20 protein-coding genes are annotated in these 24,116 nt (G+C 74.1%); 11 read left to right on the top strand and 9 right to left on the bottom strand.

Annotated features, from left to right (window positions below; translation table 11 throughout):
• Window positions 1-10 precede the first annotated feature (10 nt).
• The 3 genes from LN251_RS39260 to LN251_RS39250 all read right to left on the bottom strand — a co-directional run bounded on the left by LN251_RS39260 (window position 11) and on the right by LN251_RS39250 (window position 2,623).
• Window positions 11-337 carry a rhodanese-like domain-containing protein gene (locus LN251_RS39260; RefSeq protein WP_458248925.1) on the bottom strand — a complete coding sequence of 109 codons (327 nt, stop codon included), beginning with the start codon at window positions 335-337 and terminating at the stop codon, window positions 11-13.
• A gap of 68 nt (window positions 338-405) precedes the next feature.
• Window positions 406-1,938, bottom strand: coding sequence for a sensor histidine kinase (locus LN251_RS39255; RefSeq protein WP_458248924.1), 1,533 nt, complete (start codon window positions 1,936-1,938; stop codon window positions 406-408).
• Window positions 1,928-2,623, bottom strand: a complete 696-nt coding sequence (locus LN251_RS39250; RefSeq protein ID WP_458248923.1) for a response regulator transcription factor — start codon at window positions 2,621-2,623, stop codon at window positions 1,928-1,930. The genes LN251_RS39255 and LN251_RS39250 overlap by 11 nt, the downstream gene beginning before the upstream one ends.
• Window positions 2,624-2,797: 174 nt before the next feature.
• On the opposite strand from LN251_RS39250, the gene LN251_RS39245 reads away from it, so the two are divergent.
• A complete protein-coding gene (locus LN251_RS39245) occupies window positions 2,798-3,481 on the top strand; it encodes a DUF2202 domain-containing protein (RefSeq protein WP_458248922.1) in 684 nt (227 codons plus the stop codon).
• A 2-nt stretch (window positions 3,482-3,483) separates the two neighbouring features.
• Here the strand turns inward: LN251_RS39245 and LN251_RS39240 are convergent, their stop codons facing one another.
• Together LN251_RS39240 and LN251_RS39235 are read right to left on the bottom strand one after the other, a co-directional pair.
• A complete protein-coding gene (locus tag LN251_RS39240; RefSeq protein ID WP_458248921.1) occupies window positions 3,484-4,005 on the bottom strand; it encodes a DinB family protein in 522 nt (173 codons plus the stop codon).
• Between the two features lie 102 nt (window positions 4,006-4,107).
• Window positions 4,108-4,785 carry an ArsR/SmtB family transcription factor gene (locus LN251_RS39235; protein ID WP_458248920.1) on the bottom strand — a complete coding sequence of 226 codons (678 nt, stop codon included), beginning with the start codon at window positions 4,783-4,785 and terminating at the stop codon, window positions 4,108-4,110.
• Window positions 4,786-4,874: 89 nt separating this feature from the next.
• On the opposite strand from LN251_RS39235, the gene LN251_RS39230 reads away from it, so the two are divergent.
• The 8 genes from LN251_RS39230 to LN251_RS39195 all read left to right on the top strand — a co-directional run bounded on the left by LN251_RS39230 (window position 4,875) and on the right by LN251_RS39195 (window position 17,233).
• Window positions 4,875-6,134 carry an MFS transporter gene (locus tag LN251_RS39230; protein WP_458248919.1) on the top strand — a complete coding sequence of 420 codons (1,260 nt, stop codon included), beginning with the start codon at window positions 4,875-4,877 and terminating at the stop codon, window positions 6,132-6,134.
• 436 nt (window positions 6,135-6,570) lie between these two features.
• The gene (locus LN251_RS39225; protein WP_458249523.1) at window positions 6,571-7,458 is read left to right on the top strand and encodes a universal stress protein; all 888 of its coding nucleotides are present in this window, start codon (window positions 6,571-6,573) and stop codon (window positions 7,456-7,458) included.
• Window positions 7,459-7,638: 180 nt separating this feature from the next.
• Window positions 7,639-8,520, top strand: coding sequence for a universal stress protein (locus LN251_RS39220; protein WP_458248918.1), 882 nt, complete (start codon window positions 7,639-7,641; stop codon window positions 8,518-8,520).
• A gap of 2 nt (window positions 8,521-8,522) precedes the next feature.
• Window positions 8,523-11,237, top strand: a complete 2,715-nt coding sequence (locus tag LN251_RS39215; protein WP_458248917.1) for a cation-translocating P-type ATPase — start codon at window positions 8,523-8,525, stop codon at window positions 11,235-11,237.
• Between the two features lie 155 nt (window positions 11,238-11,392).
• A complete protein-coding gene (locus LN251_RS39210; protein WP_458248916.1) occupies window positions 11,393-12,142 on the top strand; it encodes an ABC transporter ATP-binding protein in 750 nt (249 codons plus the stop codon).
• 21 nt (window positions 12,143-12,163) lie between these two features.
• Entirely contained in the window at window positions 12,164-14,605 is a 2,442-nt protein-coding gene (locus tag LN251_RS39205) for an ABC transporter permease (protein WP_458248915.1), read from the top strand.
• Between the two features lie 65 nt (window positions 14,606-14,670).
• Entirely contained in the window at window positions 14,671-15,555 is an 885-nt protein-coding gene (locus tag LN251_RS39200) for a metallophosphoesterase family protein (protein ID WP_458248914.1), read from the top strand.
• A gap of 169 nt (window positions 15,556-15,724) precedes the next feature.
• The gene (locus tag LN251_RS39195) at window positions 15,725-17,233 is read left to right on the top strand and encodes a hypothetical protein (protein WP_458248913.1); all 1,509 of its coding nucleotides are present in this window, start codon (window positions 15,725-15,727) and stop codon (window positions 17,231-17,233) included.
• Window positions 17,234-17,254: 21 nt separating this feature from the next.
• On the opposite strand, the gene LN251_RS39190 is transcribed toward LN251_RS39195, so the two are convergent.
• The 4 genes from LN251_RS39190 to LN251_RS39175 form a co-directional block, all read right to left on the bottom strand.
• Window positions 17,255-17,521 carry a 2TM domain-containing protein gene (locus tag LN251_RS39190; protein WP_458248912.1) on the bottom strand — a complete coding sequence of 89 codons (267 nt, stop codon included), beginning with the start codon at window positions 17,519-17,521 and terminating at the stop codon, window positions 17,255-17,257.
• 127 nt (window positions 17,522-17,648) lie between these two features.
• Complete coding sequence (locus LN251_RS39185; RefSeq protein WP_458248911.1) at window positions 17,649-19,979, bottom strand: heavy metal translocating P-type ATPase; 2,331 nt, start codon at window positions 19,977-19,979, stop codon at window positions 17,649-17,651.
• Between the two features lie 63 nt (window positions 19,980-20,042).
• Window positions 20,043-21,215 carry a sensor histidine kinase gene (locus tag LN251_RS39180; RefSeq protein ID WP_458249522.1) on the bottom strand — a complete coding sequence of 391 codons (1,173 nt, stop codon included), beginning with the start codon at window positions 21,213-21,215 and terminating at the stop codon, window positions 20,043-20,045.
• Between the two features lie 10 nt (window positions 21,216-21,225).
• Window positions 21,226-21,921, bottom strand: coding sequence for a response regulator transcription factor (locus LN251_RS39175; RefSeq protein WP_458248910.1), 696 nt, complete (start codon window positions 21,919-21,921; stop codon window positions 21,226-21,228).
• Window positions 21,922-22,007: 86 nt separating this feature from the next.
• Between LN251_RS39175 and LN251_RS39170 the strand changes: the two genes are divergently transcribed.
• Together LN251_RS39170 and LN251_RS39165 are read left to right on the top strand one after the other, a co-directional pair.
• Window positions 22,008-23,147 (top strand): endonuclease/exonuclease/phosphatase family protein, encoded by a 1,140-nt coding sequence (locus LN251_RS39170; protein WP_458248909.1) that lies wholly within the window; start codon window positions 22,008-22,010, stop codon window positions 23,145-23,147.
• A 187-nt stretch (window positions 23,148-23,334) separates the two neighbouring features.
• Window positions 23,335-24,108, top strand: a complete 774-nt coding sequence (locus tag LN251_RS39165; protein WP_058927951.1) for a polysaccharide deacetylase family protein — start codon at window positions 23,335-23,337, stop codon at window positions 24,106-24,108.
• The last annotated feature ends 8 nt before the right edge of the window (window positions 24,109-24,116 follow it).

The following is a 24,116-nucleotide window of genomic DNA, read 5'->3' as shown; positions in this document are numbered from 1 at the left end:
GGGACGGGTGTCAGGCCGCGCGTTCGGCGGGGCCGACGGCGATCGGACGGCCGCCGCGGGCCCAGGCGGCGGTCCCGCCGGCCACGGAGTAGGCGTCGATGCCGCGGGCGGTCATCCAGTCGGCGGCGCTCTTGCTGCGGTTGCCGCTGGCGCAGATGACGAACACCGGGCAGCCGACCGGCAGTTCGTCGCACCCGGAGGGCACGGTCCGCAGGGGCATCAGGCGGGCGCCCGGGACGTGCCCGGCCGCGTACTCGTCGGGCTCTCGTACGTCGATGACGAGCCCGCCGCCGTCCCAGGCGGACGCCAGCTCGTCGACTGTTGCCTCACGGGCCATGTCGTTGCCTCCTCAAATACCCCCGGGGGTGTCTTGTCGGCGAGAGTACGGGGCTCCGAGGGGGAGCGTCAAATACCCCTGGGGGTATTTGCCCGGGAGGCAACCCGCGGCTCGGCGGGTCCACGGAGGAGTCGCGAGCCGCTCCGGGACGCGACCCTGGGCAGCCGCAGGGTCATCCGCGTCCCGCCGTCCGGGCCGGAGGCCGCGGCGACGGTGCCGCCGTGGGCGGTGACGAGCTCCTTGACGACGGCGAGTCCGATCCCGCTGCCCCCGCCGGCGCGAGCGCGCGCTCCGCGCCAGAGCCGGTCGAAGACATGGGGCAGTTCGTCGGCGGGAATGCCCGGCCCGGTGTCGGCCACCTCGACGACCGCCTCGGCGGGCGTGGCGGAGGTCGTGACGGTGACGGTGTCGCCGGGACGGCAGTGGCGGGCGGTGTTGCTCAGCAGATTGCCGAGGGCCTGGTGCAGCCGGTCGGCGTCCGCGCGGACCGGCAGGGGAGAGGGGCCCGGGTCGGTGCGGACGGTCAGTCCGGCGGTGCGTAGTTCGGCCTCCCGCTCGGCCACGGCCTCCAAGGCCAGCGCGGTCAGATCCACTTCGGTCGGCCGCAGCGACAGCCGGGCCGACTCGGCCTCCGCCAGCTCTCCGAGATCGCCGACGATCCGCCCCAGGCGCAGTGCCTGGTCGTGCAGGGAGGCCAGGCGCCGGGCCGAGGGGTCGGCGTAGCCGTCGCGCAGCTCCTCCAGTCCTGCCTGCAGGGAGGCCAGAGGCGTGCGCAGCTCGTGCGCGACGTCCGCGGCGAGCCGGTGACGGGCCTGCTCGGCGTGGGAGACGTCGTCCGCCATGGCGTCGAAGGCGGCGGCGAGTTCGCCGAGTTCGCCGGGCGCGTCGACGTGGGTGCGCGCGGCGCGGTCCCCGGCGGCCAGCGCCCGGGCGGTCGCGGCCACCCGGACCACCGGCGCGGTCAGGCGCCGGGTGACGAACCAGCTCACGGCCAGCGCCAGGACCAGCGCACCGGCGGCCGCGGCGGCGACCCAGCCCCAGGCGACGGACAGGCCGGCGGACCCGGAGCCGGCCGCGAAGACGAGATGCACCGAGCCGACGGTGCGGCCGTCCACCACGACGCCCGCGCTCGCGCCGGGTCCCGAGCCGCTGCCCTGCCCGTGCTGCCCGTGCCCCGAACCGGTCATGCCGTGACCGTCCTCGGACCCGGCACCGGTGCGGGAGCCGTTGCCGGAGCCGGGGTCATCGCCTGAGGGGGAGCCGTCTCCGTTCCCGGAGCCGCCGGGCATCATCTCGCCCTCCGTGTCGCGGACCGTGAGCACCGCTCCCGCGCCGGCGGCGATGGAGCGCGCCGCCGACAGATCCGCCGTGGACCAGCCGCCCGCGGCCCGGTAGGCGTCGGCGGCTGCCGCGGCGACGCGGGTGGCGGTGCGCTGCCGGTCGGCCTGATGGGCGTTGCTGAGTCCGCGCCCGGCGCCGACGACCGCCGCGGCCGTCAGCAGGGCCACGGACGCCAGCGCGACCACGGCGAAGGCGGCGAACAGGCGGCGGCCGAGGGGGCCGAGCCCGCCCGAACCGGCGGTCGAGGGTTCACGGGTCACGGGACCACCCCAGCCGGTAACCCACGCCCAGCACCGTCTCCACCAGCTCGGGACCGCGGGCCCCGAGCTTGTGCCGGAGGTTCTTCACATGGGAGTCGATCGTCCGCTCGTACCCGGCGAACTCGTAACCCCGCACCCGGTTGACCAGTTCGTAGCGCGAGTACACCCGGCCCGGCACCGCGGCCAGCGTGGTCAGCAGGCCCCACTCGGTGGGCGTCAGTTCCACGGCCGTGCCGTCCAGGACCGCCTCGTGCCGGGTCTCGTCGATGCGCAGCCGGCCGCCGCCGTACGACGGGACCGGCGCCGCCCCCGCGGCCGTTCCGCGCGCCCGCTGCAGCACCGCACCCACCCTCAGCACCACCTCGGTCGGGCTGAACGGCTTCGTCACGTAGTCGTCGGCGCCCAGCCGGAGGCCGTGGATGCGGTCCTCGACGCTCGTGCGCGCGGTCAGCACCACCACCGGCACGTCCCCCCGGTCGTGGGCCTCGCGCAGCACCTCTTCCCCGTCCACGTCCGGCAGTCCCAGATCGAGCAGCGCCAGGTCGACGCCCCGCTCGCCGAGCAGCCGTACGGCCTCGGCGCCGGACCCGGTGGTCAGCACCCCGTACCCGGCGCGCTCCAGATAGCGGCGCAACAGCTCGCGGATCTCCTTCTCGTCCTCGACGACGAGCACCGTGGCGGCCATGTTCCACACCTACGTGCCGGGCCCCCCTTCCGGCGAGGGGCCGAACAGCCCCAACCGGCTCCGGGCGGGTCTCCATCCCGTCTCCACACGCAGCGCACGGCGGCTGCAGGGCCGGGCGCGACGGTGACGGTGCGGAAACGGCAGGGACGTTCCCGCGAGTCGAGGAGGTTCGCCATGAAGCGCAACACGAGGATCGCCACGGCGGTCACCGCGGGTGTCCTCGCCGTCGGCGGCGTGCTGGCGGTGGGGCCGGTGACCGCGGACTCCGGCGGCGGGGCCGTACCGGTGGCCGCCCGGACCATGTCGCCCGGCGGGCCGGGGTACGGCGAGCACCGGGCGCACGGGCACGGCGACGACGCCCTCGGCATGCGGCACCACGACGGGACCTGCACCGGGACCGGCCTGGCGGCGCGAGGCACGCTGACGGCCGCGCAGAAGACCACGCTGGCGGGCATGGCCGAGGAGGAGAAGCTCGCGCACGACCTGTACACGGCGTTCGCCGGACGCTACGACGCGCCGGTCTTCGCGCACATCGCGGCGGCCGAGACCCAGCACCTGAGCGCCGTGCGCACCCTCCTGGACCGCTACGACGTCGCCGACCCGACCGCGGGACACAAGGCCGGGGTCTTCGCCGACCCGGCGGTCCAGGCCACCTACGACCGGCTCCTGAAGGAGGGCCACGACGGCCTGGACGCGGCCCTGAAGGCCGGCCGCACGGTCGAGACCGACGACATCGCCGCACTGACCAAGGCCCTGTCGGGGCTCACCGCACCGGACGCGCGCCAGGTGTACGGCCGGCTGCTCGCCGCCTCGGAGCGCCACCAAGAGGCCTTCGACCACTGGATCGCCGACGAGTGAGTTCAGGAGGAGGAACCCAGGGTGAGCTGGGCGCGGTGGAAGTCGAAGTGCCGGGTGGGATACCGGTAGACGTCCTCGAGGGTCATGGTCTCCGCGAAGAACGGGTCCCACCGCACGGGGAAGTGCATCGTCCGCGCCGGCTCCGTGTCCCGCTCGGCATCCAGTCGGCGGGAGAGGGCCGCGACGGTGCGGTCGAACTTCGCGCCCATGCGGCGGTGGCCGTACACCCGGGCGCCGACCACGGACCCCCAGTAGTTGATCACGTCGAACGGGCGCGTCGCGGCGTTCAGCAGACGCGCCCAGGCGCGGCTCGCACCCGGCGGAAGGCGGCCGAACAGCCGTGCCAGGGGCAGCAGGGCCAGGACGACGAGGTAGCCGAACAGCATGTGGTAGAGCAGCTGCTCGTTGGTCCAGCGGGTCCCGTCGCTGCGGCGGCGCAGGTCGTCGGCGCTCGCCGAGTCCAGCAGCGCGTGGAACGCCGCAGCGGCCTGCCGGAGCTCCTCGTGTACGACTTCCCGGTCCATGGCGCCTCCCGGACGTCTCCGCCGAGCCCCCATGATGGCGCTCGCCGGGGCGTCGCTCATCCCGCTCGACGAGATTCGAGGAGAACGCCTCGCCGGCATGGGTCAGACCGGATGCCCCGACTCGACGGGCAGGTCGGCCAGCCGCCATTCCAGCATGCCGTCGGCGAGGCGGATCGCCCGCCGTCCACGCTCGGCGAGCAGCCGTACGGCGTCGTGGGCCAGCACACAGTACTCGCCCCGGCAGTACACGACGATCTCCGACTCCTCCGGCAACTCGTCGATGCGGTCGACCAGTTCGCCGACCGGGATGGAACGCGCGCCGGGAATGTGCCCGGCGAGGTACTCCTCCGGCGGCCGCACGTCCAGCACCACCACTTCTCGCGCCGGCACGAGGGCGCGCAACTCCTCGCGGCTCATCTCCCCGGCTCCGTCCGTACCCAGGTAGTCGTCCCGGGCGGCGGGTACGGCGGCCTGGTGGCGCTCGGCGACCGCGCGCAGCAGCGCGAAGAGCCGGGCCACGTCGTCCCCGGCCAGCCGGTAGTGAATGCGCACACCCTCGCGCCGGGTGGCGACGAATCCGGCCTGCTTCAGGATCTGCAGATGCGCCGAGGCCGTCGTGAGGTGGAGACCGGCCGCCTTCGCCAGGGCGTCGACGGTGCGCTCGCCCTGGGCCAGCAGATCGAGCAGTTCCAGACGCTTTCCGCTGGCCAGCGCCTTGCCGCTGACCGCGAACGCGTCGTAGAGCCGCGCCTTCGCACCCGTCGTCCTATCGTCCGCCATCGGCATCCTCCATTGTTCCATGGAATAGTGTAGATGAGGCGGGAAGACGACCGCCTCGCCACACCCCCGAAGGCCCCTGGAGGACTGCCGTGAGCCGCACCGCAACCGGCCCCGTACGACTCGGGCTGCGCGAGAACCGGCTGCAGTTCACCCTGCTCGTCATCGTCAACGTCTGCGTCGGCGGCCTGGTCGGGCTGGAGCGCACCACCGTCCCGCTCATCGGCGCCCGCACCTTCGGGCTGACCAGCGACCTGGCGGTCTTCTCCTTCATCATCGCCTTCGGGCTCACCAAGGCCCTGACCAACCTGGCCGCCGGAGCCCTGACGGCCCGCTTCCGCCGCAAGCACCTGCTGGTCGCCGGCTGGCTCCTCGGCATTCCCGTCCCCTTCGCGCTCGCCTACGCGCCCTCCTGGGGATGGATCGTCGCCGCCAACGTGCTGCTCGGCGTCAACCAGGGCCTGACCTGGTCGATGACCGTGAACATGAAGATCGACCTCGTCGGTCCGGCCCGCCGCGGCCTCGCCACCGGCCTGAACGAGGCGGCCGGATACACCGCCGTCGGCGCCACCGCCCTGCTCACCGGCTACCTCGCCACCGCTTACGGGCTGCGCCCGGCCCCCGAACTCATCGGCGTCGTCTTCGTCGCCGCCGGACTGGCCCTCTCCCTCGTCGTCCGCGACACCGCCGCCCACGTCGCACTCGAACTCGCCCGGCACACCCGGCCGGCGCCCGCCCGCGAGGACACCGGCCTGAAAGCCGTCTTCGCGCGCACCTCCTGGCACGACCGTTCCCTGCGCGGCGCCAGCCAAGCCGGACTCGTCAACAACCTCAACGACGGGCTGACCTGGGGCGTCTTCCCCCTGCTGTTCACCGACCACGGCCTCGGCATCGCCGCCGTCGGACTGATCAAGGGCCTCTACCCCATCCTCTGGGGCCTCGGGCAGATCCCCACCGGTCACCTCGCCGACCGGGTCGGCCGCAAACCGCTCATCGTCGCCGGCATGTTCGTCCAGGCCGGCGGCTTCGTGCTCGCCCTGGTCCTGCTGTCGCGGCCGCTGGCGGCCGGCATCCTGTCCGCCGTCGTCCTCGGCCTGGGCACCGCCATGGTCTACCCCGCCCTCATCGCCTCCGTCTCCGACCACGCCCACCCGAGCTGGCGGGCCAACGCCCTGGGCACCTATCGCTTCTGGCGCGACATCGGCTACGCCGCCGGTGCCCTCGTCGCGGGCGTTCTCGCCGACGCCTTCGGCCTGAACGCGACCGTCGTCGCGGCCGCCGTCCTCACCGCCGGCTCCGGGCTGCTCGCCGCCCGCTGGATCACCGAGCGGCACGCGGAGCGGCCACGGTAGTCTGCGCCACCTGCGCGAGGTGGGGGGCATGGAGGTCCTGGGAGTCGACGCCTGCGGCAAGCGGGGCTGGGTCGGGATCACGCTCACGGACGGTGCCTACGCGGGCAGTCTCCGGCCGGCGCAGCAGGAGCACCGCCACGGCTTGTCGTTTGGATCAGGTCGGCTGCAGGGGGCGGTGCGTCCTGGCCGACCCGAGCGGGGTCTGGTGCATGCAGCTGCACGGCAGAGGAGGGAGTCGGCGAGTGACGACAACGCGGCTGGGGGTGCCACCTCTGGGGGAGTGCGGGCCAGTGCCCGCGACGCCGGGTTGATCTCAGCGACAGACCCTGGGCGCCGATCGGCAGCCGTGGTGGCCGAACGGCCCTATGGCTAAGCCGCCCGCCGGGTGAGGCTGACAGTGGAGACGCTCTCATGTCTGGAGGTGGGAGCCATGGTGGTGAGCCGTCTGGTGGTCGTGGGTGTCGACGGTTCGGCCTCGAGCCTCGCCGCGGTCGACGCGGCGGCCCGGGAGGCCAGGTCGCGCGAGGCCGGTCTGCGGGTGGTGCACGCGTTCGTGTGGCCCGCGACCCATGTACCCCTGGGATCGTGGCCGCTGGGGCCGCCCGAGGGCGGGATGCGGCACATGGTCGAGCACCTGGTGGACGAGGCCGTGGAGCGCGCGCACAAGGCGGCACCGGAGGTCGAGGTCAGCCATGTCGTGGTGACCGGTGAGCCGCTGACCGTCCTGGAGGCCCAGTCGCGCGCCGCCGAGCTGGTGGTGGTCGGGTCCCGTGGGATGGGCGGGTTCGTCGGGCTGCTGGTGGGATCGACGGCGGTTCACCTGGTGGCGCACGGCCGCTGTCCGGTGCTCGTGGTGCGCGAAGGGCCGGCTGCCGACGGGCCGGTCGTGCTGGGTGTGGACGGCTCGCCCGCGGGTGAGCCGGCCGTGGAGTTCGCCTTCGCCGAGGCGGCGCTGCGGGACACCCGTCTGGTGGCGGTGCACGCCTGGACCACATGGAACGCGCCGCTGCCTCCGCCACCGGACGCGTCGTTGCCGTACGCGAACCCGCCGGGCGCGCTGGCCGCCGAGGAGGAGCGGCTGCTGTTCGAGGCGCTCGCCGGCCATCGGGAGCGGTATCCGGAGGTCGAGGTGGAGCATCGGGTGGTGCACGGCAGGACGCGCGAGACGCTGATCGAGGCAAGCCGGTCCGCCCAGCTGACGGTGGTCGGGGCCCGGGGCCGCGGCGGGTTCGCGGGCCTGCTGCTGGGGTCCGTCAGCCAGGCCCTGCTGCATCACGCGCACTGCCCGGTGGCGGTGGTCCGCGCGGAGGACGCACACCACTGACACCCGCCTGCGCCGGCTCGGGAGCCTCGGCGGGCCTCTCGCGCGTCGGCGCCGCAGGGGGCCGACCGGTCCCCGTGGCGGTCGGACGGCCCCTGCCCGTGGGCGCCGGCCGCGGCGAAGCTGGGAGGCGGTAGCCGGGAGCGTCGGCTCCTCGGTGATCCTGCGGGACGGGAGCGCGCCATGAGTGATCCGGTGGTCGTCGGAGTGGACGGCTCCGCCTCCAGCCTCAGCGCGGTCGACGTGGCGGCCCGCGAGGCGCACCTTCGCGGCGCGCCCCTGCGGATCGTGTACGCCGCGGACCGTCCCGTACCGTTCCCGCCGCCCGGCGCGGCGCCCTGGCCGCCGTTCGACCCCCTGCTGGAGCCCCTGGTGCAAGGAGTGCTGGCACGTGCCGAGGAACGGGCGTACGAGGCGGCGCCGGACATCGACGTCCTGCCGTCGGTGGTGGCCGGCGAGCCGCTCGAAGTGCTGGAGGTCGCCTCCCGGTCGGCGGCACTGGTGGTGGTCGGCGGCCGCGGGCGGTCCGCGTTCGCCGGGCTGCTGCTGGGCTCGACGGCGGTGCAGCTGGCCGCTCACGGCCGCTGTCCCGTGATGGTGGTACGCGGTCGCCCGGCCCCGGCCGGCCCGGTGCTGCTGGCGGTGGACGGCTCCCCGGCGGGGGAGGCGGCGGTGGAGTTCGCCTTCGCACAGGCGGCCCTGCGCGACGCACCCCTGCTGGCACTGCACGTGTGGAACACCTGGAGTGCGCGCGCCCACGAGGATCCCGGCGACCCGCCGATCGCCGTCGTGTCGGACGTCGACCACCTGCGTGACGTCGAGCAGCGCCTGCTGGACGAGACGGTCGCCCGCGGCCTTCGGGGCCGGCCGCACCTCACCGTCGAGCGGCGCCTGGTGCGCTCCCGGATCCGCCCCGCCCTGATCGACGCCGGCCGGGAGGCCCAGCTGATGGTGGTCGGGGCCCGGGGCCGCGGCGGCTTCGGCGGACTGCTGCTCGGTTCGGTCAGCCAGGCCCTGCTGCACCACGCCCACTGCCCCGTCACCGTCGTCCGTGGCAAGGAGTGACCATGCCTCAGCAGGCACCGTCCACGCCGGCGCTCCACGAGACCCTCGCCGAACCGGTGACCGACGCCCACCGGCGGGAGGGCGACGAGGTGGCCGCCCTGCTGGGGGTGAACCCGGCTCTCGGCCTGACCACGGCCGACGCCGGACGACGCGCCCGGGCATGGGGCGCCAACGAACTGGCCGAACCCGCCCGCCGCTCCCAGTGGCTGCGCCTGCTGGACCAGTTCCGCAGCTTCCTGATCGGCGTCCTGCTCGCCGCGGCCGTCGTCGCCGGGATCATCGGCGACATCAGGGACGCCGTCGTCGTCGCCATCGTCCTGCTCATCAACGCCGTCCTCGGCTACCTGCAGGAACGCCGGGCCGAGCGCAGCCTGGAGGCCCTGCGGCAGATGCTGGTGCCCACCGCCCGGGTGCGCCGCGACGGCCGGGTGAGGGAGGTGCCCGCCCGCGTCCTGGTGCCCGGCGACATCGTGCTGCTGGAAGCGGGCGACCGCGTCCCCGCCGACGGCCGTCTCGTGGTCGCCGCGTCGGTCGAGGCCGCCGAGGCCGCGCTGACCGGAGAGTCCCAGCCGGTCGCCAAGACCACGGCGCCGAGTGCCGCCGGGGAAGAGGCCGTCCCCGTCGCGGAGCGCACCGGCATGCTCTTCCTGAACACCGCGCTGACCCGGGGCCGCGCCGAGATGATCGTCACCGCCACCGGCATGCGCACCGAGGTCGGGGCCATCGCCGAGGCACTGCGCACCGAGGACGAACCGCCCAGCCCGCTGACGGTCCAGATGGACAGTCTGGGCCGGCGCCTGGCCCTGGTCAGCGGTGTCGCCGTGGCCGCCTATGCGCTCGTCGCCCTGATCCGCGGCGAGGACCTGGCGGACCTGGCCCTGCGTGCCGTGGCTCTGGCGGTCGCCGCGATCCCCGAGGGGCTGCCCGCCGTCATCGCCCTCACCCTCGCCCTGGGCGTCTACCGCATGGCCGGCCATGGCGCCATCGTCAAACGCCTGGCCTCGGTCGAGGCACTCGGCTCCGCGACCGTGGTGTGCAGCGACAAGACCGGCACCCTGACCCTGAACGAGATGACCGCCCGCGCGCTGTGGGCGGCCGGCCGCCACTACGACGTCACCGGCGAGGGATACGGCACCGCCGGCACCGTCCGCTCCAGCGAACCCGGGCGGCCGGCCGAACTGCTCGACGCGGTGCGGCCGTTCGCGCTGTGCAACGACGCCCGCCTCACCCCGGACGGCCCCATCGGCGACCCCACCGAGGCCGCCCTGGTCGTGCTCGCCGTCAAGTCCGGGCTCGACGTCGAGGAACTGCGCGCCCGCACCCCGCGCGACGGCGAGGTGCCCTTCGACCCCGCCGACAAGTACATGGCCACCTTCCACACCGGCCCCGGCGGCCGTACCCGAGTGCACGCCAAGGGCGCCGTCGACGTCCTCCTGGACCGGTGCACCGACGTCCTGACCGAACACGGCCCCGTGCCCCTCACCGCCGAGCGCCGACGCGAGGTCACCGAAGCGGCCCGGCGGATGGGCAGCCGGGGCCTGAGGGTCCTCGCCGCCGCCACCGCCGACCACGCGGACGCCCGGGAGGTGACCGGGCTGACCCTCACCGCCGTCGCCGGTATCGCCGACCCGCCCCGCCCGCAGGCCCGCGAGGCCGTCGCCCTCGCCCGGGGCGCCGGCGTCGCCGTCAAGATGGTCACCGGCGACCACGCCGACACCGCCGCCGCCGTCGCCGGTGAACTCGGCATCACCGGTGACGTCGTCACCGGCACCGATCTTGCCCGCATCGACGAGCAGGAACTCGCCGACCGCATCGAGGACATCGGCGTCTTCGCGCGCGTCGCCCCCGAGCACAAGGTCGCCATCGTCCGCGCCCTGTCCCGGCGCGGCCACATCGTGGCCATGACCGGTGACGGCGTGAACGACGCCGCCGCCCTGCGCGCCGCCCACATCGGCGTCGCGATGGGCGGGACCGGCACCGACGTCGCCAAAGAGGCCGCCGACATGGTCCTCACCGACGACGACTTCTCCACCATCGTCCGAGCGGTGCGCGAGGGCCGCTCCCTCTACGACAACATCGTGACCTTCGTCCGCTTCCAGCTGTCCACCAACATCGGCGCCATCATGACGCTGCTGGTCACCGTGCTGGCCGGACTGCCCGCCCCGATGTCCGCGATCCAGCTGCTGTGGATCAACATCATCATGGACGGGCCGCCCGCCATGGCCCTGGGCGTCGACCCGCCCCGGGCCGACGTCATGGACCGCCCGCCCCGGGCACCCGACGAACGCATGCTGAACGCCCGCAGGCTGATCGCCATCACCCGCTCCGGCGCCGTCATGGCCCTCGGCACGGTCGCCGTCTTCGCCGCCGCCCGCCGACTGACCGACGAGACGACCGCCGCCACCATGGCGTTCACCACCTTCGTGCTCTACCAGCTCTGCAACGCGCTGACGGCCCGCAGCGAGGACGGCCCCGTCCTGGGCCGCCACCAGCTGCACAACCCCGTCCTGTGGAGCTGCCTGGCCGTCGTGCTCGTCCTGCAGTTCATCGCCGTACAAGTGCCGTTCGCCCACGGCGTGTTCGACACCGTCTCCCTCGACGCCGCCCAGTGGACGATCTGCCTGGCGACCGCCTCCACCGTGATCCTGACCGAACACGTCTGGCGTGCGCTGCGGGGGCGGTGGTTCCCGGCGTCGCGCGTCCCGCGCCGCGGCTGACCGTCGACGCGGGCCGGGCCTCCTGCCGAGAGGCTCATCGGCATGACGTCCGGGCCCAACGGCCCTTGGGAGCCGCCGTCGACGGGCATAGCGTCGGCCGCAGAGCGGGTGGCACGCCACGGGCCGAAGGGGAGCGAGGTCAGGAGGTGGCCGACGTGGACACCGCAGTCGGGACGGCCGGCCGTGCGGCGACGGGCACGAGGATCGACCTGGACGGAGTGTGCCGCCGCTACCGGGTGGGCCGCACCACCGTCACGGCGCTGGACGGCGTCGATCTGCACGTGGACGAGAACGCGTTCGTCGTCGTTCTGGGCCCCTCCGGATCGGGCAAGACCACACTGCTCAACCTGATGGGGGCGCTCGACGCGCCGAGCGCGGGCCGCATCCGGATCGCCGGACGGGACATCACCGCCGCCGGCCCCCGTGAACTGCAGCGTTTCCGCCGTCGTACGGTCAGCTTCGTCTTTCAGAGCTTCAACCTCTTTCCCGGCCTCACCGCCCTGGAGAACGTCCAGTTCGGGGCGGACGTGGCCGGTCGGAAGGACGCGGGCGGGCTCGCCGCGGACACCCTGGCGCAGGTCGGCCTCGGGGACCGCGTGCGGCACTTCCCGCACGAACTGTCCGGCGGGGAACAGCAGCGGGTCGCCATCGCCCGGGCGCTGGCCACCGGCAACCCGGTGCTGCTGGCGGACGAGCCGACGGGCGAACTGGACTTCCGGACCGGGGTGCAGATCCTGGGGCTGCTGCGGGAGCAGGCCCGGGCGGGCAAGACGGTGCTGGTGGTGACGCACAACCGGGAGATCTCCCGGGTCGCCGACCGGGTGGTGGAGCTCTCCAGCGGCCGCGTCGTCGCCGACGGCCCGCCGTCGGCGGGCCGCGCGGACGTCTCCGAGCTGCACTGGTAGCGGTGGGGCGGCGATGCGCTGATGACGAGCCGGCTGATGTGGCTCCGCTGGTCCTGGCGGGATCTGCGGCAGCGGTGGGTGCTGGTGCTGGCCATCGCCCTCACCATCGCCCTGGGAACCGGCGCCTACGCGGGCTTCACCGGCACCGCCGACTGGCGCACCCGGTCCTACGACGCCAGCTACGCGAAGCTCCGCATGCACGACGTGCGGGTGACCCTCACCAAGGGCACGACGGCCCCCGCCGGCACCCTGCGGCGACTGGTGGCCGGCATACCGTCGGCAGGCCGCGTCCGGGCGGTCTCCGAACGCCTCGTAGTACCCACCCAGGTCGCCGCCTCGCACGGCGGGCGCCGGATACTCGTGGCGGGCCGGCTGGTGGGAGCGGCCCCCGGCACAGCCGTGGACCGCGTCCACGTCTACGCGGGCAGGCAGGTCGCCGCGGGCGAGAGCGGCCGCGCGGTCGCGGTGCTCGAGCGCGCCTTCGCCCGCCACTACGACCTGCCCGCCTCCGGCACCGTACGGATCTCGGGCGGCACCCCAGTCCGCTACGTCGGCCAAGGCAGCGCACCCGACTACTTCAGCCCGGCGTCCGACAGCGGCATCCCCATGATCGGCGAATCCGGCTTCGCCGTGCTGTTCGTGCCCCTCGCCACCGCGCAGCGACTGGCCGGCGCCCCGGGCCGGGTCGACGAGGCCGTCCTGACCCTCGCCCCCGGCACGGACCCGTCAACGGTCGCCGGCCAGCTGGAGCGGGCACTGGGCAGCGGTCCCACCCCGCTGTCCGGCACCGTGACCGTTCGCGCCGACGAGATCGGCTATCACGCGCTGTACGAGGACATCAACGGCGACGCCAGGTTCTTCGACATCATCGCGCTGCTGTTGCTGCTGGGAGCGGCGTTCGGCGCCTTCAACCTCACCAGCAGGGTCGTCGAGGCACAACGCCGTGAGATCGGCATCGGCATGGCGCTGGGAGTGCCCCGGACCCGCATCGCCGCCCGGCCGATGCTGCTGGGCGTGCAGATCGCCCTGCTCGGTGTCGCGCTCGGACTCGGCGTCGGCACGGTCGTCAGCCGGGCCATGGCCGGACTACTGACCGACCTGCTGCCCCTGCCCGTCTGGAACACCCCGTTCCAGTACCGCACCTTCCTGCTCGCCGCGCTGCTCGGCTTCGCCCTGCCGCTGCTCGCCGTGGCCTGGCCGGTGTGGCGGGCCGTCCGGGTCCGTCCCGTCGACGCCATCCGGGTCGGCCACCTGGCCGCACGGGGCGGCGGCCTGGCCCCGCTGCTGCGCCGGCTCCGCGTACCCGGACGCGGCTACAGGCAACTGCCCCTGCGCAACGTGCTGCGCACCCCGCGCCGGACGGTGCTCACCTCGCTCGGCATCGGCGCGGCCGTCACCATCATGATCACCGTCTTCGGCACGCTGGACTCCTTCGACGCGATGCTCGGAGACAGCGAGCACGAGGCGAACCGGGGCGGCGCCGGCCGGATCGTCACCCAGCTCGACGGCTACCACGCCGACGACTCCGCCCAGGTACGGGCGATCGCCGCCGCGCCCGGCGTCGAGAGGGCCACACCCCTGCTGACCGTGCCCGCCACCGCGCGCCGCGCCGAAGGCGAAAGCGTGTCCCTGATCGTCCAACTGCGCGACCTCGGCGCCGGTGTGTGGCGGCCCACCCTCACCGCGGGCAGCCTCGCCCGCCACCCCGGCGGCCTGGTGCTCTCGGAGAAGGCGGCGCACGACCTCGGCGTCCGGCCCGGCGACTTCCTGCTGCTGCGTCACCCCCGGCGCTCGGGACAGGCGTTCACCCTCACCGACAGCCGCGTCACGGTGGCCGCCGTCCACCCCGATCCACTGCGCACGGTGGCCTACCTCGACCGGTCGCGGGCCGGCCTGTTCGGACTGGCCGCGACGGCCAACGCCGTCGAGGTGCTGCCCGCCCCCGGCACCGACCCGGGGCGCCTCGAACAGACCCTCTTCGCCACACCCGGGGTGGCCGGGGTGCAGACGGCCACCGAGGGCGTGGACGCGCTGCGCGAGGGGGTCGGAGAGCTCACCGGCATCCTCGACATAGCCGCCGGGGTGACCCTTGCCCTGGCGGTGCTGATCGCGTTCAACGCCGCGAGCATCTCCGCCGACGAACGCTCCCGCGAGAACGCCACCATGTTCGCCTTCGGACTGCCCGTCCGTACCGTCCTCGGCATGGCCGTCGCCGAAAGCGCCCTCCTCGGCACGCTCGGCACCGCCGCCGGGATCGTGCTCGGCGAGGGCATCGACCGCTGGATGATCCGGGTGCAACTCGCCCGCACCATGCCGGAGATCGGCTTCGACGTCACCCTCGCCCCCGGCACGTACCTCACCGCGCTCCTGCTCGGCATCGTCGCCGTGGCTCTCACCCCGCTGCTCACCGCCCGTCGCCTGCGGCGCATGAACATTCCCGCGACCCTGCGGGTGGTCGAATGACCGGGCACAGGTTGACGAACAGCTGCCGTCCCCGTGGGAGGGCCGCCCTCCGGCGCTCCTGGCGCGTGCGCCGCGCGGCCCTCGCCGCCGCCGTGATCACGCTGTCGGTCGCCGCGTGCGGCGGGCCGTCCGGACCGGCCGCCGGTACGACACCCCCCGCCCCCTCCACATCGGCGTCGCGAGCGGCGGACGTACGGGCGGGCTTCGTCGCGTTCGGGGACTTCGGCACCGGCGACTCGGCGCAGCGCGCGGTGGCCCGGGCCATGGCCACCTGGGCCCGCAGCGGGCACCGGGTGGACGCCCTGGTGACCACCGGGGACAACGTCTACCCCGACGGCAGCCCGAGCCTGTTCGGGCCCCGCCTCGACCGGCCCTACCGCGCCCTGGGGCGCCCGATGTGGATCGCCCTCGGCAACCACGACGTCCTGAACGGCCATGGCGGCGCCGAACTGCGTCATCTGGGCCTGCCGCGGCTGCCGTACGCGAAGCGGCTGCCCGGCGTGCAGCTGCTGTTCCTCGACGCCGACCGCCCCGACGCGGGCCAGACCCGCTGGCTGGAGGACCGCCTGTCCGCCGCCGGACCGCCCGTGCGCGTGGTGGTCTTCCACCAGCCGGCCTGGTCCTGCTCGCGGCACGGGTCCACACCCGCCGTGGACGCCCGCTGGGTTCCCGTCCTGGAACGCCACCGCGTCACGCTCGTGCTGAACGGCCACGACCACAACTACCAGCGGTTCACCTCCGCGCACGGGGTCACCTACATCGTGACGGGAGGGGGCGGCGCCGCGTTGTACCCCGTCGGCTCGGGCTGCCGTACCCCGCACCGCGCGGCCGCCGCCTCGCGCCACCACTTCACCGCCGTCGAGGTCACCGCGACCCGCGTGACCGTCACCGCCGTGAGCGACGACGGCGCTGTCCTGGACCGGGTCGTCCTGCCCGTACCGCGGCCATGAGGCCCGCACGGCGCGTCGCGCTGACACGTCCGGCCGAGCCCCGCCCCGCGTCCGCGCCGGGGGCGCGTTAGGTTGGCCGTGTCGTTCCCTGCCGTTCGTGGGCTGTTCGCTGTGTCCTGCGCCTTGTGCGGCAGCGGAAGGTCACCATCTTGCAAGGGGGAGCGGGGACATGACCGGAAACCTGCACGCGGACACCACCGCCGTCCGGAGGGAAGTGCCCTCAACCGACGAGCCCTGGTGGCGCCGCCGGGACGGGCGCGCGTGGCCTGCGCTGGTGGCGGCCGCCTTCACCCTGGCGCAGCTGCTGCTCGTCCGCCCCGGCATGGGACTGGGCTGGGACGAGACGGTGTACGTCAGCCAGGTCAGCCCCCAGGCCCCGGCCGCCTTCTTCAGCGCGCCCCGCACGCGCGGTGTCTCCGTACTGGTGGCGCCGGTCGCCGCCTGGTCGACGTCGACGCCGCTGCTGCGGGTGTACCTGGCGCTGCTCTCCGGGCTCGGCCTGTACCTGGCCCTGCGCTGCTGGCGCGGGCTGTTCCCGGCGCGCGTCCTGGCCGCGGGCGGCGCGCTGTTCGCCAGTCTGTGGGTGACGCTGTTCTACGGCCCGCAGGCGATGGCCAACCTGTGGGTGGCCCTCGGCGCGCTCGCCGCCGTGGGCTGCTTCCTGCGGGCCGCGGCCGACCGCACCCGCCGTGCCCCGCTGTGGGGGCTGGCGTTCAGCGCGGCCCTGATGGCCCTGATGCGGCCCACGGACGCCGTGTGGGCGGCGTTGCCGATGCTCGTGCTGCCCTTGGCCGTGCGGCGATTCCGGCAGCCGCTGCTGCTGCTCGCGCTGGTCGGGGGGCTGGTCGCCGGGGCGGCCCAGTGGGTCGTCGAGGCGTATGTGAGTTTCGGCGGTGTCGCGGAGCGGCTGTCCCGGGGCTCCGACATCCAGGGCGGCCTCGGCTGGAACATCGCCGTCGACGACCAGATCCGCAGTCTCGGCGGCCGGTCGCTGTGCCGCCCATGCACCGGAGCGGCGCCCCATCCGGCCGTGTACGCCTGGTGGCTGGCGCTGCCCGTGCTCGCCGCCGTCGGACTGCTGATCGCCGTTCGCGCCCGCCGCGCCCTGCCCACGCTGCTGCCGCTGGCCTGCGCCGCGACGGCCGCGATCCCGTACCTGTTCATGATCGACTACGCGGCGCCCCGCTTCCTCCTGCCCGCCTACGCCCTGGTGGCGATCGCGGTCGCCGATGCCCTCGTGTGGCTGGTGACGGCGCCGAGCGCGCCCTGGCGGCGGCTTGCGACGGTGCTCGTGGTCATCGGACTGGCCGGGCATCTGGCGGTGCAGTACGTGGTGCTGGAACGCACCGTGGACCGCGCCACCGCAAGCCATCGCGCCTGGGCCCGCACGGCCACCGCGCTGCATCGCGCGGGCGTCCGGCCACCGTGCGTGGTCGCGAGTCATGGCACCGACACGCCGCCCATACCGGTCGCGTTCTACGCCGGGTGCTCCTCCGCCGCCACGAGCGGCCACAACGCCAACACGACGGCCGCACAGCTCGCGCGGACCGCGCGGCGCACGCCGGTCGCGGTCCTCACCGGCGCCACCGGCCGTCCGCCCTCCTACGCGCGCGGCTGGCGCTCGGTCCACCTGGACGGACCGGTGTACGCCTATCTCAGCCCGGCCCCGAACCCGTAGAAGCAGGTTCGGGGCACGTGGTCATGCGTGCTTGTGCAGCTCTCGTTCGATCTCCTCGGCTGTCACGTCGTGGCGGAAGTACACGTCCGATGCGGACAGGATCAGGAACAGACCCCACACGCCCAGGACCCAGCCCGGCCAGAAGTAGCCGAGGCCGGTGATCGCCCAGACGCCGATGAGGAAGGCGTTGATGATGGCGTACGCCACCAGATCGCCGCGCCACTTCCGCTTCTTCTGGGCGCGGGTGCGCGCCCGCTCGTAGTCCGGTGACGCGCTGGTGTGAGTCATGACGTCACCCCCTTGGGAAGATGCCTCACTTTCATCGTCCCGCCGTCGGCGCGAGCGGTTCGGGGCCGTTCGTCCCGCACCGGCGGGACGTTGGTCCCCGGCACCGGTGCGGTCGTGCGACGGGTCTTTACGGGGCGAGGGAGAAGTAGTTCTCCTCCTCCTGGGTGAAGTGCAGGCGCAGGACGGTGTTCAGGCCGTACAGGCAGGAGCGCAGATCGTCGAGCTGTTCGGGTGCCAGGCCGCCTTCGGCGTGCGCGAGTTCCAGGTGGGTGGCGATGCGGCGGGAGAGGCGTTCGATCTCGGTGTGGGCGCGGCTCATGGTGGCGGTCGCCTCGGGACCGCCGAGTGTGGGGGCCAGGGCGGGATAGAGCTCGTGCTCCTCGGCGTACTCGTGCGGCAGCAGACGTTCGGTGAGCAACCGGTGGGTCTCCTCGACGGCGGCGAGGTCTTTGGGGCCCGGTGTGTCGGAGAGGCGGTCGGCGGCGGCCCGTACGGCCTCCAGGACGTCCTGCAGGTCGTCGTGTTCGGCCGAGAAGCGGTGGATGAGGGCTTCGGCGGCGGGGGTCAGCGGCGGGCGGGCCGTCTGGTCCACGCGCAGGGCGCGCAGGGCGTTGAGGATGACGGCGACGTCGATGCCCTCCTGGAGCAGGGCGCCGGCGGCGGGCGGGAGCAGCCCGGCGGCGGCCGCGGCCATGGCGGCCAGGGACATCAGCATGCCGCCGAGTGCGCTCTGTACGGCGATGCGGCGGGCCCGCTGGGCGATGGTCACGGCGTCGGCGAGACGGTCGACGCGGTCGGTGGTCAGGACGATGTCGGCGGCTTCGGAGGAGGCGGTGGATCCGCGGGCTCCCATGGCCACGCCGATGTCGGCGGCGGCGAGGGCGGGGGCGTCGTTGACGCCGTCGCCGACCATCACGGTGACCGCGCGCTCGCGCTCGGCGCGCACGGCGGCGACCTTGTCGGCCGGTCCGAGTTCGGCGCGCACCTCGTCCAGGCCCAGGACGGCGGCGACTTCCCGGGCCGGCGCGGCGCGGTCACCGGTGAGCATCAGCAGCCGCTCGATGCCGGCGGCCCGCAGGTGGCGCAGGGTGCGCGGGGCGTCGTGGCGCAGCGGGTCGCGCAGCAGGACGGCGCCGGCGGGTTCACCGTCGAGGGTGAGCCAGGCGATGGCCGCGCCGTCGAGGAGCGCACGGTTGTCGACGGCCTTGGCCCAGACGGGCGGTTCGTCCCCCGGGGCGAGGCGGCCGATGGAGACACGGTGTCCGTCCACGACGCCGGTGGCGCCGCGGCCCGGCTCCTCGGTGACGTCGGTCGGGGCGGACAGCTCCAGCCTGCGTTCCCGGGCGGTGTCGACGATGGCCTGGGCCAGGACGTGCGGCGAGTACTGGTCGAGCGAGGCCGCCAGCCGCAGCACCTCGGCCGGCTTCAGGCCGGGGGCGGCGGTGACGTCGAGGACACGCGGGCGTCCCCGGGTGAGGGTGCCGGTCTTGTCGAGCAGCAGGGTGCGGGCGCGGCCCAGGTTCTCCAGGGCGCCGCCGTCGCGGATGACCACACCGAGACGGGAGGCCCGGGACAGACCGGAGACGATGGCCACGGGGGCGGCCAGCAGCAGGGGGCAGGGGGTGGCGACGACCAGGACGGCCACCGCCCGTACCGCCGATCCGCTGATCAGCCACGCCAGGCCCGCGACCGCGAGGGAAAGGGGCAGGAACCAGGCGGCGTAGCGGTCGGCGAGCCGCACGACGGGGGCGGACTCGGCCCCCGCCTGCTGGGCCAGCCGGACGATCCCGGCGTAGGTGCTGTCCTGCTCGGTGGCGGTCGCCCGCAGCTCGAAGGCGCCGCCGGCGTTCACGACGCCGCTGCGCACGCCCTCGCCCTCGATCCGCTCGACCTGGAGCGGTTCGCCGGTGAGCACCGACTCGTCGAGGACGGCGGCCGTGCTCTCCACGCGGCCGTCGACGGGGACGACCTCGCCGGGGCGCACGACGAGCAGGTCGCCGACGGCGATCTCCGCCAGCGGCACGGTGTCGACCCCGGCGTCCGTGCGGCGGTGTGCCGAACGCGGGGCGTGTTCGAGCAGCGCGCGCAGGTCGTGGGAAGCCCGCCGCTGGGCGGCCGCCTCCAGGGTGCGGCCGGTGGCGAGCATGAGCGCGATCAGCGCGCCGGCCAGGTACTCGCCCACGGCCAGCGTGCCCCCGAGCGCGAGGACGGCGATCAGGTCCACACCCGCCTGCCCGCGCCGCAGCGCGCTGAGCACCCACCCCACCGCGGGGACGACGGCGGCAGCGGTGCCCAGGCCCCAGAACAGGTCGGCGAGGCCCCCGGCGTCCGCGAGCCAGGCGACGACACCGCCGGTGAGAGCGGCGGTCGTGACGACCAGGAGGACGGGCTCGAGCCGTGGGGACGCCACCGCGGCCATCAGGCGGCGCGAGCGTGGGATGCGATCGGAGTGGGTCATGACACACCTCGGTGGGGCCGGCGCGGCGGCCGCCACACCGGTCTCTTCTCATCCCATCGCGGCTCAGGGCCCCGCGGGAGGGGACGTCCGGCCCTGCGTCGGGGCCGAACGACCGGTGCCCACGCCTGCCGGGGGTGCCGGGGAGGCACCCGGCGCGAGGCCGTGCCGGGGGAGTTCCACGGTGACGCGGAGCCCGCCGGCCGGGCGCGGTGCGAGGGTGAGCGTTCCGTCGTGCGCGTGGGTGATGGTCCTGACGATCGCCAGGCCGAGCCCGACGCCCGCGTGGTCGCCGTGGGTGCGTCCGGTGCCGCGCTGGAACGGTTCGGCGAGCGTCTCGGCCAGCCCCGGAGCGACGTGCTCTCCGGTGTTCTCGACGGTGAGCAGCACCGTCTCGGGGCGGACCGCGGTGCGCACCCGCACGGTGCCCTGCTCGGGCAGGTTGTGGACGATCGCGTTGTGCACCAGGTTCGTGGTCAGCTGCAGCAGGAGCGCGGGCGATCCGGTCGTGGGGGCGATGTCGCCGCAGGTCTCGACGGTGACGCCGTGCTTCTCCGCGAGGGGCAGGAGCGTTTCGGTGGCTTCCTCCGCCACGAGGGAGAGGTCGACGGGTTCGCGGACGAAGGACCGCTGGTCGGCGCGGCTGAGCAGCAGCAGCGCCTCGGTGAGGGCGATCGCCCGGGTGTTGACGGCGTGCAGGCGGTCGATGAGTGCGCCGGTGTCGTGGTGCGGATCGGCGCGGGCCACGTCGAGAAGGGCCTTGGAGACGGCGAGCGGGGTGCGCAGCTCGTGCGAGGCGTTGGCGGCGAATCTGCGCTGTTCGGCGACGTGCGCCTCGAGCCGGGCGAGCATCGCGTCGAAGGAGTCGGCGAGTTCGCGGAACTCGTCCCCGCGGCCCGGCAGCCGGACGCGGTGGGAGAGCGAGCCGCTGGTGGCCCTGCGGGTGGCGTCCGTGATGCGGGTCAGCGGGGCGAGCATGCGCCCGGCGAGGATCCACCCGCCCACCAGCCCGAAGAGCAGCAGGAACGCCAGTACCGCGGCCCCCCTTGGAGCGAAGACGTCCAGCAGGGCGGACCGGATGGGGAAGACGCCGCCCGTGGGCCGTTCGTCGGGATTGATGAGCATCGCGCGGTCGGGCACGTAGCGCAGCAGGAACACCCACACCGCCGCCAGCAGCAGGACGCCGGCGACCATGAGGAACCCGGCGTAGCTCAGGGTGAGTTTGAGGCGGACGCTCACACCGGGCGCCCTATCCACGGTCGCCTCCCTCGTCCGCGGCCTTCGCCGGCGCGTCGATGCGGTAGCCGACGCCCGGCACGGTGGCGATGATCCAGGGCTCGCCGAGCCGCTTGCGCAGCGCGGACACGGTGATGCGCACGGCGTTGGTGAAGGGGTCGGCGTTCTCGTCCCACGCGCGCTCCAGGAGTTCCTCGGCGCTGACGACCCCGCCCTCGGCGGCGACGAGGACTTCGAGCACGGCGAACTGCTTCCTGGTCAGCGCGACGAAACGGCCGTCGCGGTAGACCTCCCTGCGGAACGGGTCGAGGCGCAGACCGGCGATCTCGCGCACCGGGGGTCTGCTGTGGGCGCGTCTGCGGTCCAGTGCCCGGAGCCTGAGCGCGAGCTCGCGCAGCTCGAAGGGCTTGGTCAGGTAGTCGTCGGCGCCGAGCTCGAAACCGGAGGCCTTGTCGTCGAGGCGGTCGGCGGCCGTGAGCATCAGGATCGGCATGCCGCTGCCGGAGGCGACGATGCGCTGGGCGATCTCGTCACCGGACGGTCCGGGGACGTCGCGGTCGAGGACGGCGATGTCGTAGGCGTTGACGCCCAGCAGCCGCAGAGCGGTGCCGCCGTCGCCCGCGACATCCGCGGCGATCGCCTCCAGGCGCAGGCCGTCGCGGATCGCTTCCGCCAGATAGGGCTCGTCCTCGACGATCAGCACACGCATGCCTCGATGCTACGAACCGGCGCATATCGGCGGCATATCGAAAACCGCATACGGGCCCGCAACATCACGCCGTCTTGACTGCCGGCATGATCTGGTCCGCACCGTCAGCACGGAAGACGTCCCCTCCGAACGATCCGTCCGGCCCGCCCGGCGACGACGAGCACCGCGATGCCGCGACGGCGGGCCGCACGGGCCGCCGTGACACCAGCCCCGCCACCAGAGGCGCGGGCATCCGCCGGGCGGCCCGTGCCCTCGCCCGGCCGGGCCCCTGGAGGCGCGGCTCCGTGCTCGCGGTGCTGGCGCTGCCGCTCGGCCTGGTGATGCTGCTGCACGCGCGGATCACGGACCGCGGGAGCCTCGGCAGCCTGGTGGAGACCTTCCTGCCCTGGTTCGGCCTGTTCGTGCCGGTGCTGCTGGCGGGGGCGCTGTGGCGCCGCTCCGTCTCCGCGGTGACCGCGCTGCTCCTGCCGGCCGTGGTGTGGCTGAACCTCTTCGGCGGGCTGCTCGGCGACAAGTCCCGCCCGGGCGGCGACCTCACCGTGGTGAGCCACAACGTCGACGCCGGCAACCCCGACCCGGCAGGTGCCGCACGCGAACTCGCCGCCTCCGGGGCGGACGTGCTGGCCCTGGAGGAGCTGACCCCGCAGGACCGGGGCGTGTACGAGCGGGGCCTGGCGAAGGCGTACCGCCACCACACCGTGCTGGGCACGGTCGGGCTGTGGAGCAAGCTGCCGCTGTCGGGCACCGGACCGGTCGACATCGAGACGGACTACGGGCCGCTCGCCGCCACCGAACCGGCCGACGTCAAGCTGGCCGGCAACCGGGCGCTGCGCGCCACCGTGACCACCGGTAAGGGGCCCGTCGCCGTGTACGTGGCGCACCTCGGGTCCGTCCGCGTGCTGCCGAGCACCGGCTTCTGGACAGGCAGCCGGGACCGCAACGCGAAGGCGCTCGGCAAGGCCCTCGCCGCCGAGCCGAACCGTCGGGTGGTGCTGCTCGGAGACCTCAACGGCACCACGGACGACCGCGCGTTCGACGCCCTCACCTCGCGGCTGCGCTCCGCCCAGGAGGTGGCCGGGGACGGCTTCGGTTTCACCTGGCCGGCGAGGTTCCCGGTGGCGAGGATCGACCAGATCCTCGTCCGGGGGGTCGAGCCGCACCGTTCGTGGGTGCTGCCGTCCACCGGCAGCGACCACCTGCCGGTGGCGGCCCGGATCGACTGGTGAACGCGGACGCTCCTGCCCCGCTCAACCGCCCCGTCCGGCCCGCCGCTTGAACGAGTTGTCCGCGAACGCCCCCGGAATTGTCCGTGATCGGTAACGGACGCATCCCCGGGCCGCCGCCGTTCGTCTCGTGAGGTGGTCGGAAGTCGACCAGGTGATCGGCGAGGAACTGCGCGGAAGCGGGGCGGACATGGCACGGCACGGCGGCGGGCGGGGCTGGTACGGCAAGGTGGTCGTGGCGGCGGTCGGGGTGACCGCACTGGCCGCCGGTGCCTCGGTGTGGACCGCGCAGGCCGGCGTCGTGGGCGGAGCGTCGCACAAGGCGGCCGCCTCGGCCGCGCACGGCAGCGAGGTCAAGCCTGTGGCCGTGACCATCGTGCACGCCTCGGACAAGGGCGCGCGCGGCGTGAACATCACCATCGACGACGGCCCCGACCCCGAGTGGACCCCGCAAGTCCTCGACGTGCTGCGCCAGTACGGCGTGAAGGCCACGTTCTGCATGGTGGGCACGCAGGCCCAGGCGCACCCGGACCTCGTGAAGAAGGTCGTCGCGGCCGGACACCGGCTGTGCGACCACTCGGTGTCGCACGACACCGGCATGGACAAGAAGCCCGAGGCCTACCAGTCCCGGGAGATCCTCGACGCCGAGCGCATGATCACCGAGGCGTCCGGGGGCGTACGGCCCATGTACTACCGGGCGCCCGGTGGCGCGTTCACCCCGTACAGCCGCAAGCTCGCCGCCTCCCGGGGCATGCGCCCGCTGGGCTGGAACGTCGACTCCAAGGACTTCGAACGGCCCGGCACGGACGCCATCGTCGCCACCGTCGAACGCGAGCTGCCCAACGGGCCGACCCTGCTCTTCCACGACGCCGGCGGCGACCGCTCCCAGACCGTCGAGGCGCTGCGCCGGATCCTGCCCGAACTCAAGCAGCAGGGCTATTCGTTCGGCTTCCCGGTGCGCTGACCCGCGCG

It is taken from the genome of Streptomyces sp. MAI_2237 (assembly GCF_054189285.1).
Note: the sequence above shows the minus strand (reverse complement) of the source record. Positions and strands in the feature narration are given on the sequence as shown.

Bases quoted from the DNA above. Each gene is read 5' to 3' on its own strand.
- LN251_RS39260 (WP_458248925.1), bottom strand. From the start codon at position 337: ATGGCCCGTGAGGCAACAGTCGACGAGCTGGCGTCCGCCTGGGACGGC.
- LN251_RS39250 (WP_458248923.1), bottom strand. From the start codon at position 2,623: ATGGCCGCCACGGTGCTCGTCGTCGAGGACGAGAAGGAGATCCGCGAG.
- LN251_RS39245 (WP_458248922.1), top strand. From the start codon at position 2,798: ATGAAGCGCAACACGAGGATCGCCACGGCGGTCACCGCGGGTGTCCTC.
- LN251_RS39240 (WP_458248921.1), bottom strand. From the start codon at position 4,005: ATGGACCGGGAAGTCGTACACGAGGAGCTCCGGCAGGCCGCTGCGGCG.
- LN251_RS39235 (WP_458248920.1), bottom strand. From the start codon at position 4,785: ATGGCGGACGATAGGACGACGGGTGCGAAGGCGCGGCTCTACGACGCG.
- LN251_RS39220 (WP_458248918.1), top strand. From the start codon at position 7,639: ATGAGTGATCCGGTGGTCGTCGGAGTGGACGGCTCCGCCTCCAGCCTC.
- LN251_RS39215 (WP_458248917.1), top strand. From the start codon at position 8,523: ATGCCTCAGCAGGCACCGTCCACGCCGGCGCTCCACGAGACCCTCGCC.
- LN251_RS39205 (WP_458248915.1), top strand. From the start codon at position 12,164: ATGACGAGCCGGCTGATGTGGCTCCGCTGGTCCTGGCGGGATCTGCGG.
- LN251_RS39195 (WP_458248913.1), top strand. From the start codon at position 15,725: ATGACCGGAAACCTGCACGCGGACACCACCGCCGTCCGGAGGGAAGTG.
- LN251_RS39190 (WP_458248912.1), bottom strand. From the start codon at position 17,521: ATGACTCACACCAGCGCGTCACCGGACTACGAGCGGGCGCGCACCCGC.
- LN251_RS39185 (WP_458248911.1), bottom strand. From the start codon at position 19,979: ATGACCCACTCCGATCGCATCCCACGCTCGCGCCGCCTGATGGCCGCG.
- LN251_RS39175 (WP_458248910.1), bottom strand. From the start codon at position 21,921: ATGCGTGTGCTGATCGTCGAGGACGAGCCCTATCTGGCGGAAGCGATC.
- LN251_RS39170 (WP_458248909.1), top strand. From the start codon at position 22,008: ATGATCTGGTCCGCACCGTCAGCACGGAAGACGTCCCCTCCGAACGAT.
- LN251_RS39165 (WP_058927951.1), top strand. From the start codon at position 23,335: ATGGCACGGCACGGCGGCGGGCGGGGCTGGTACGGCAAGGTGGTCGTG.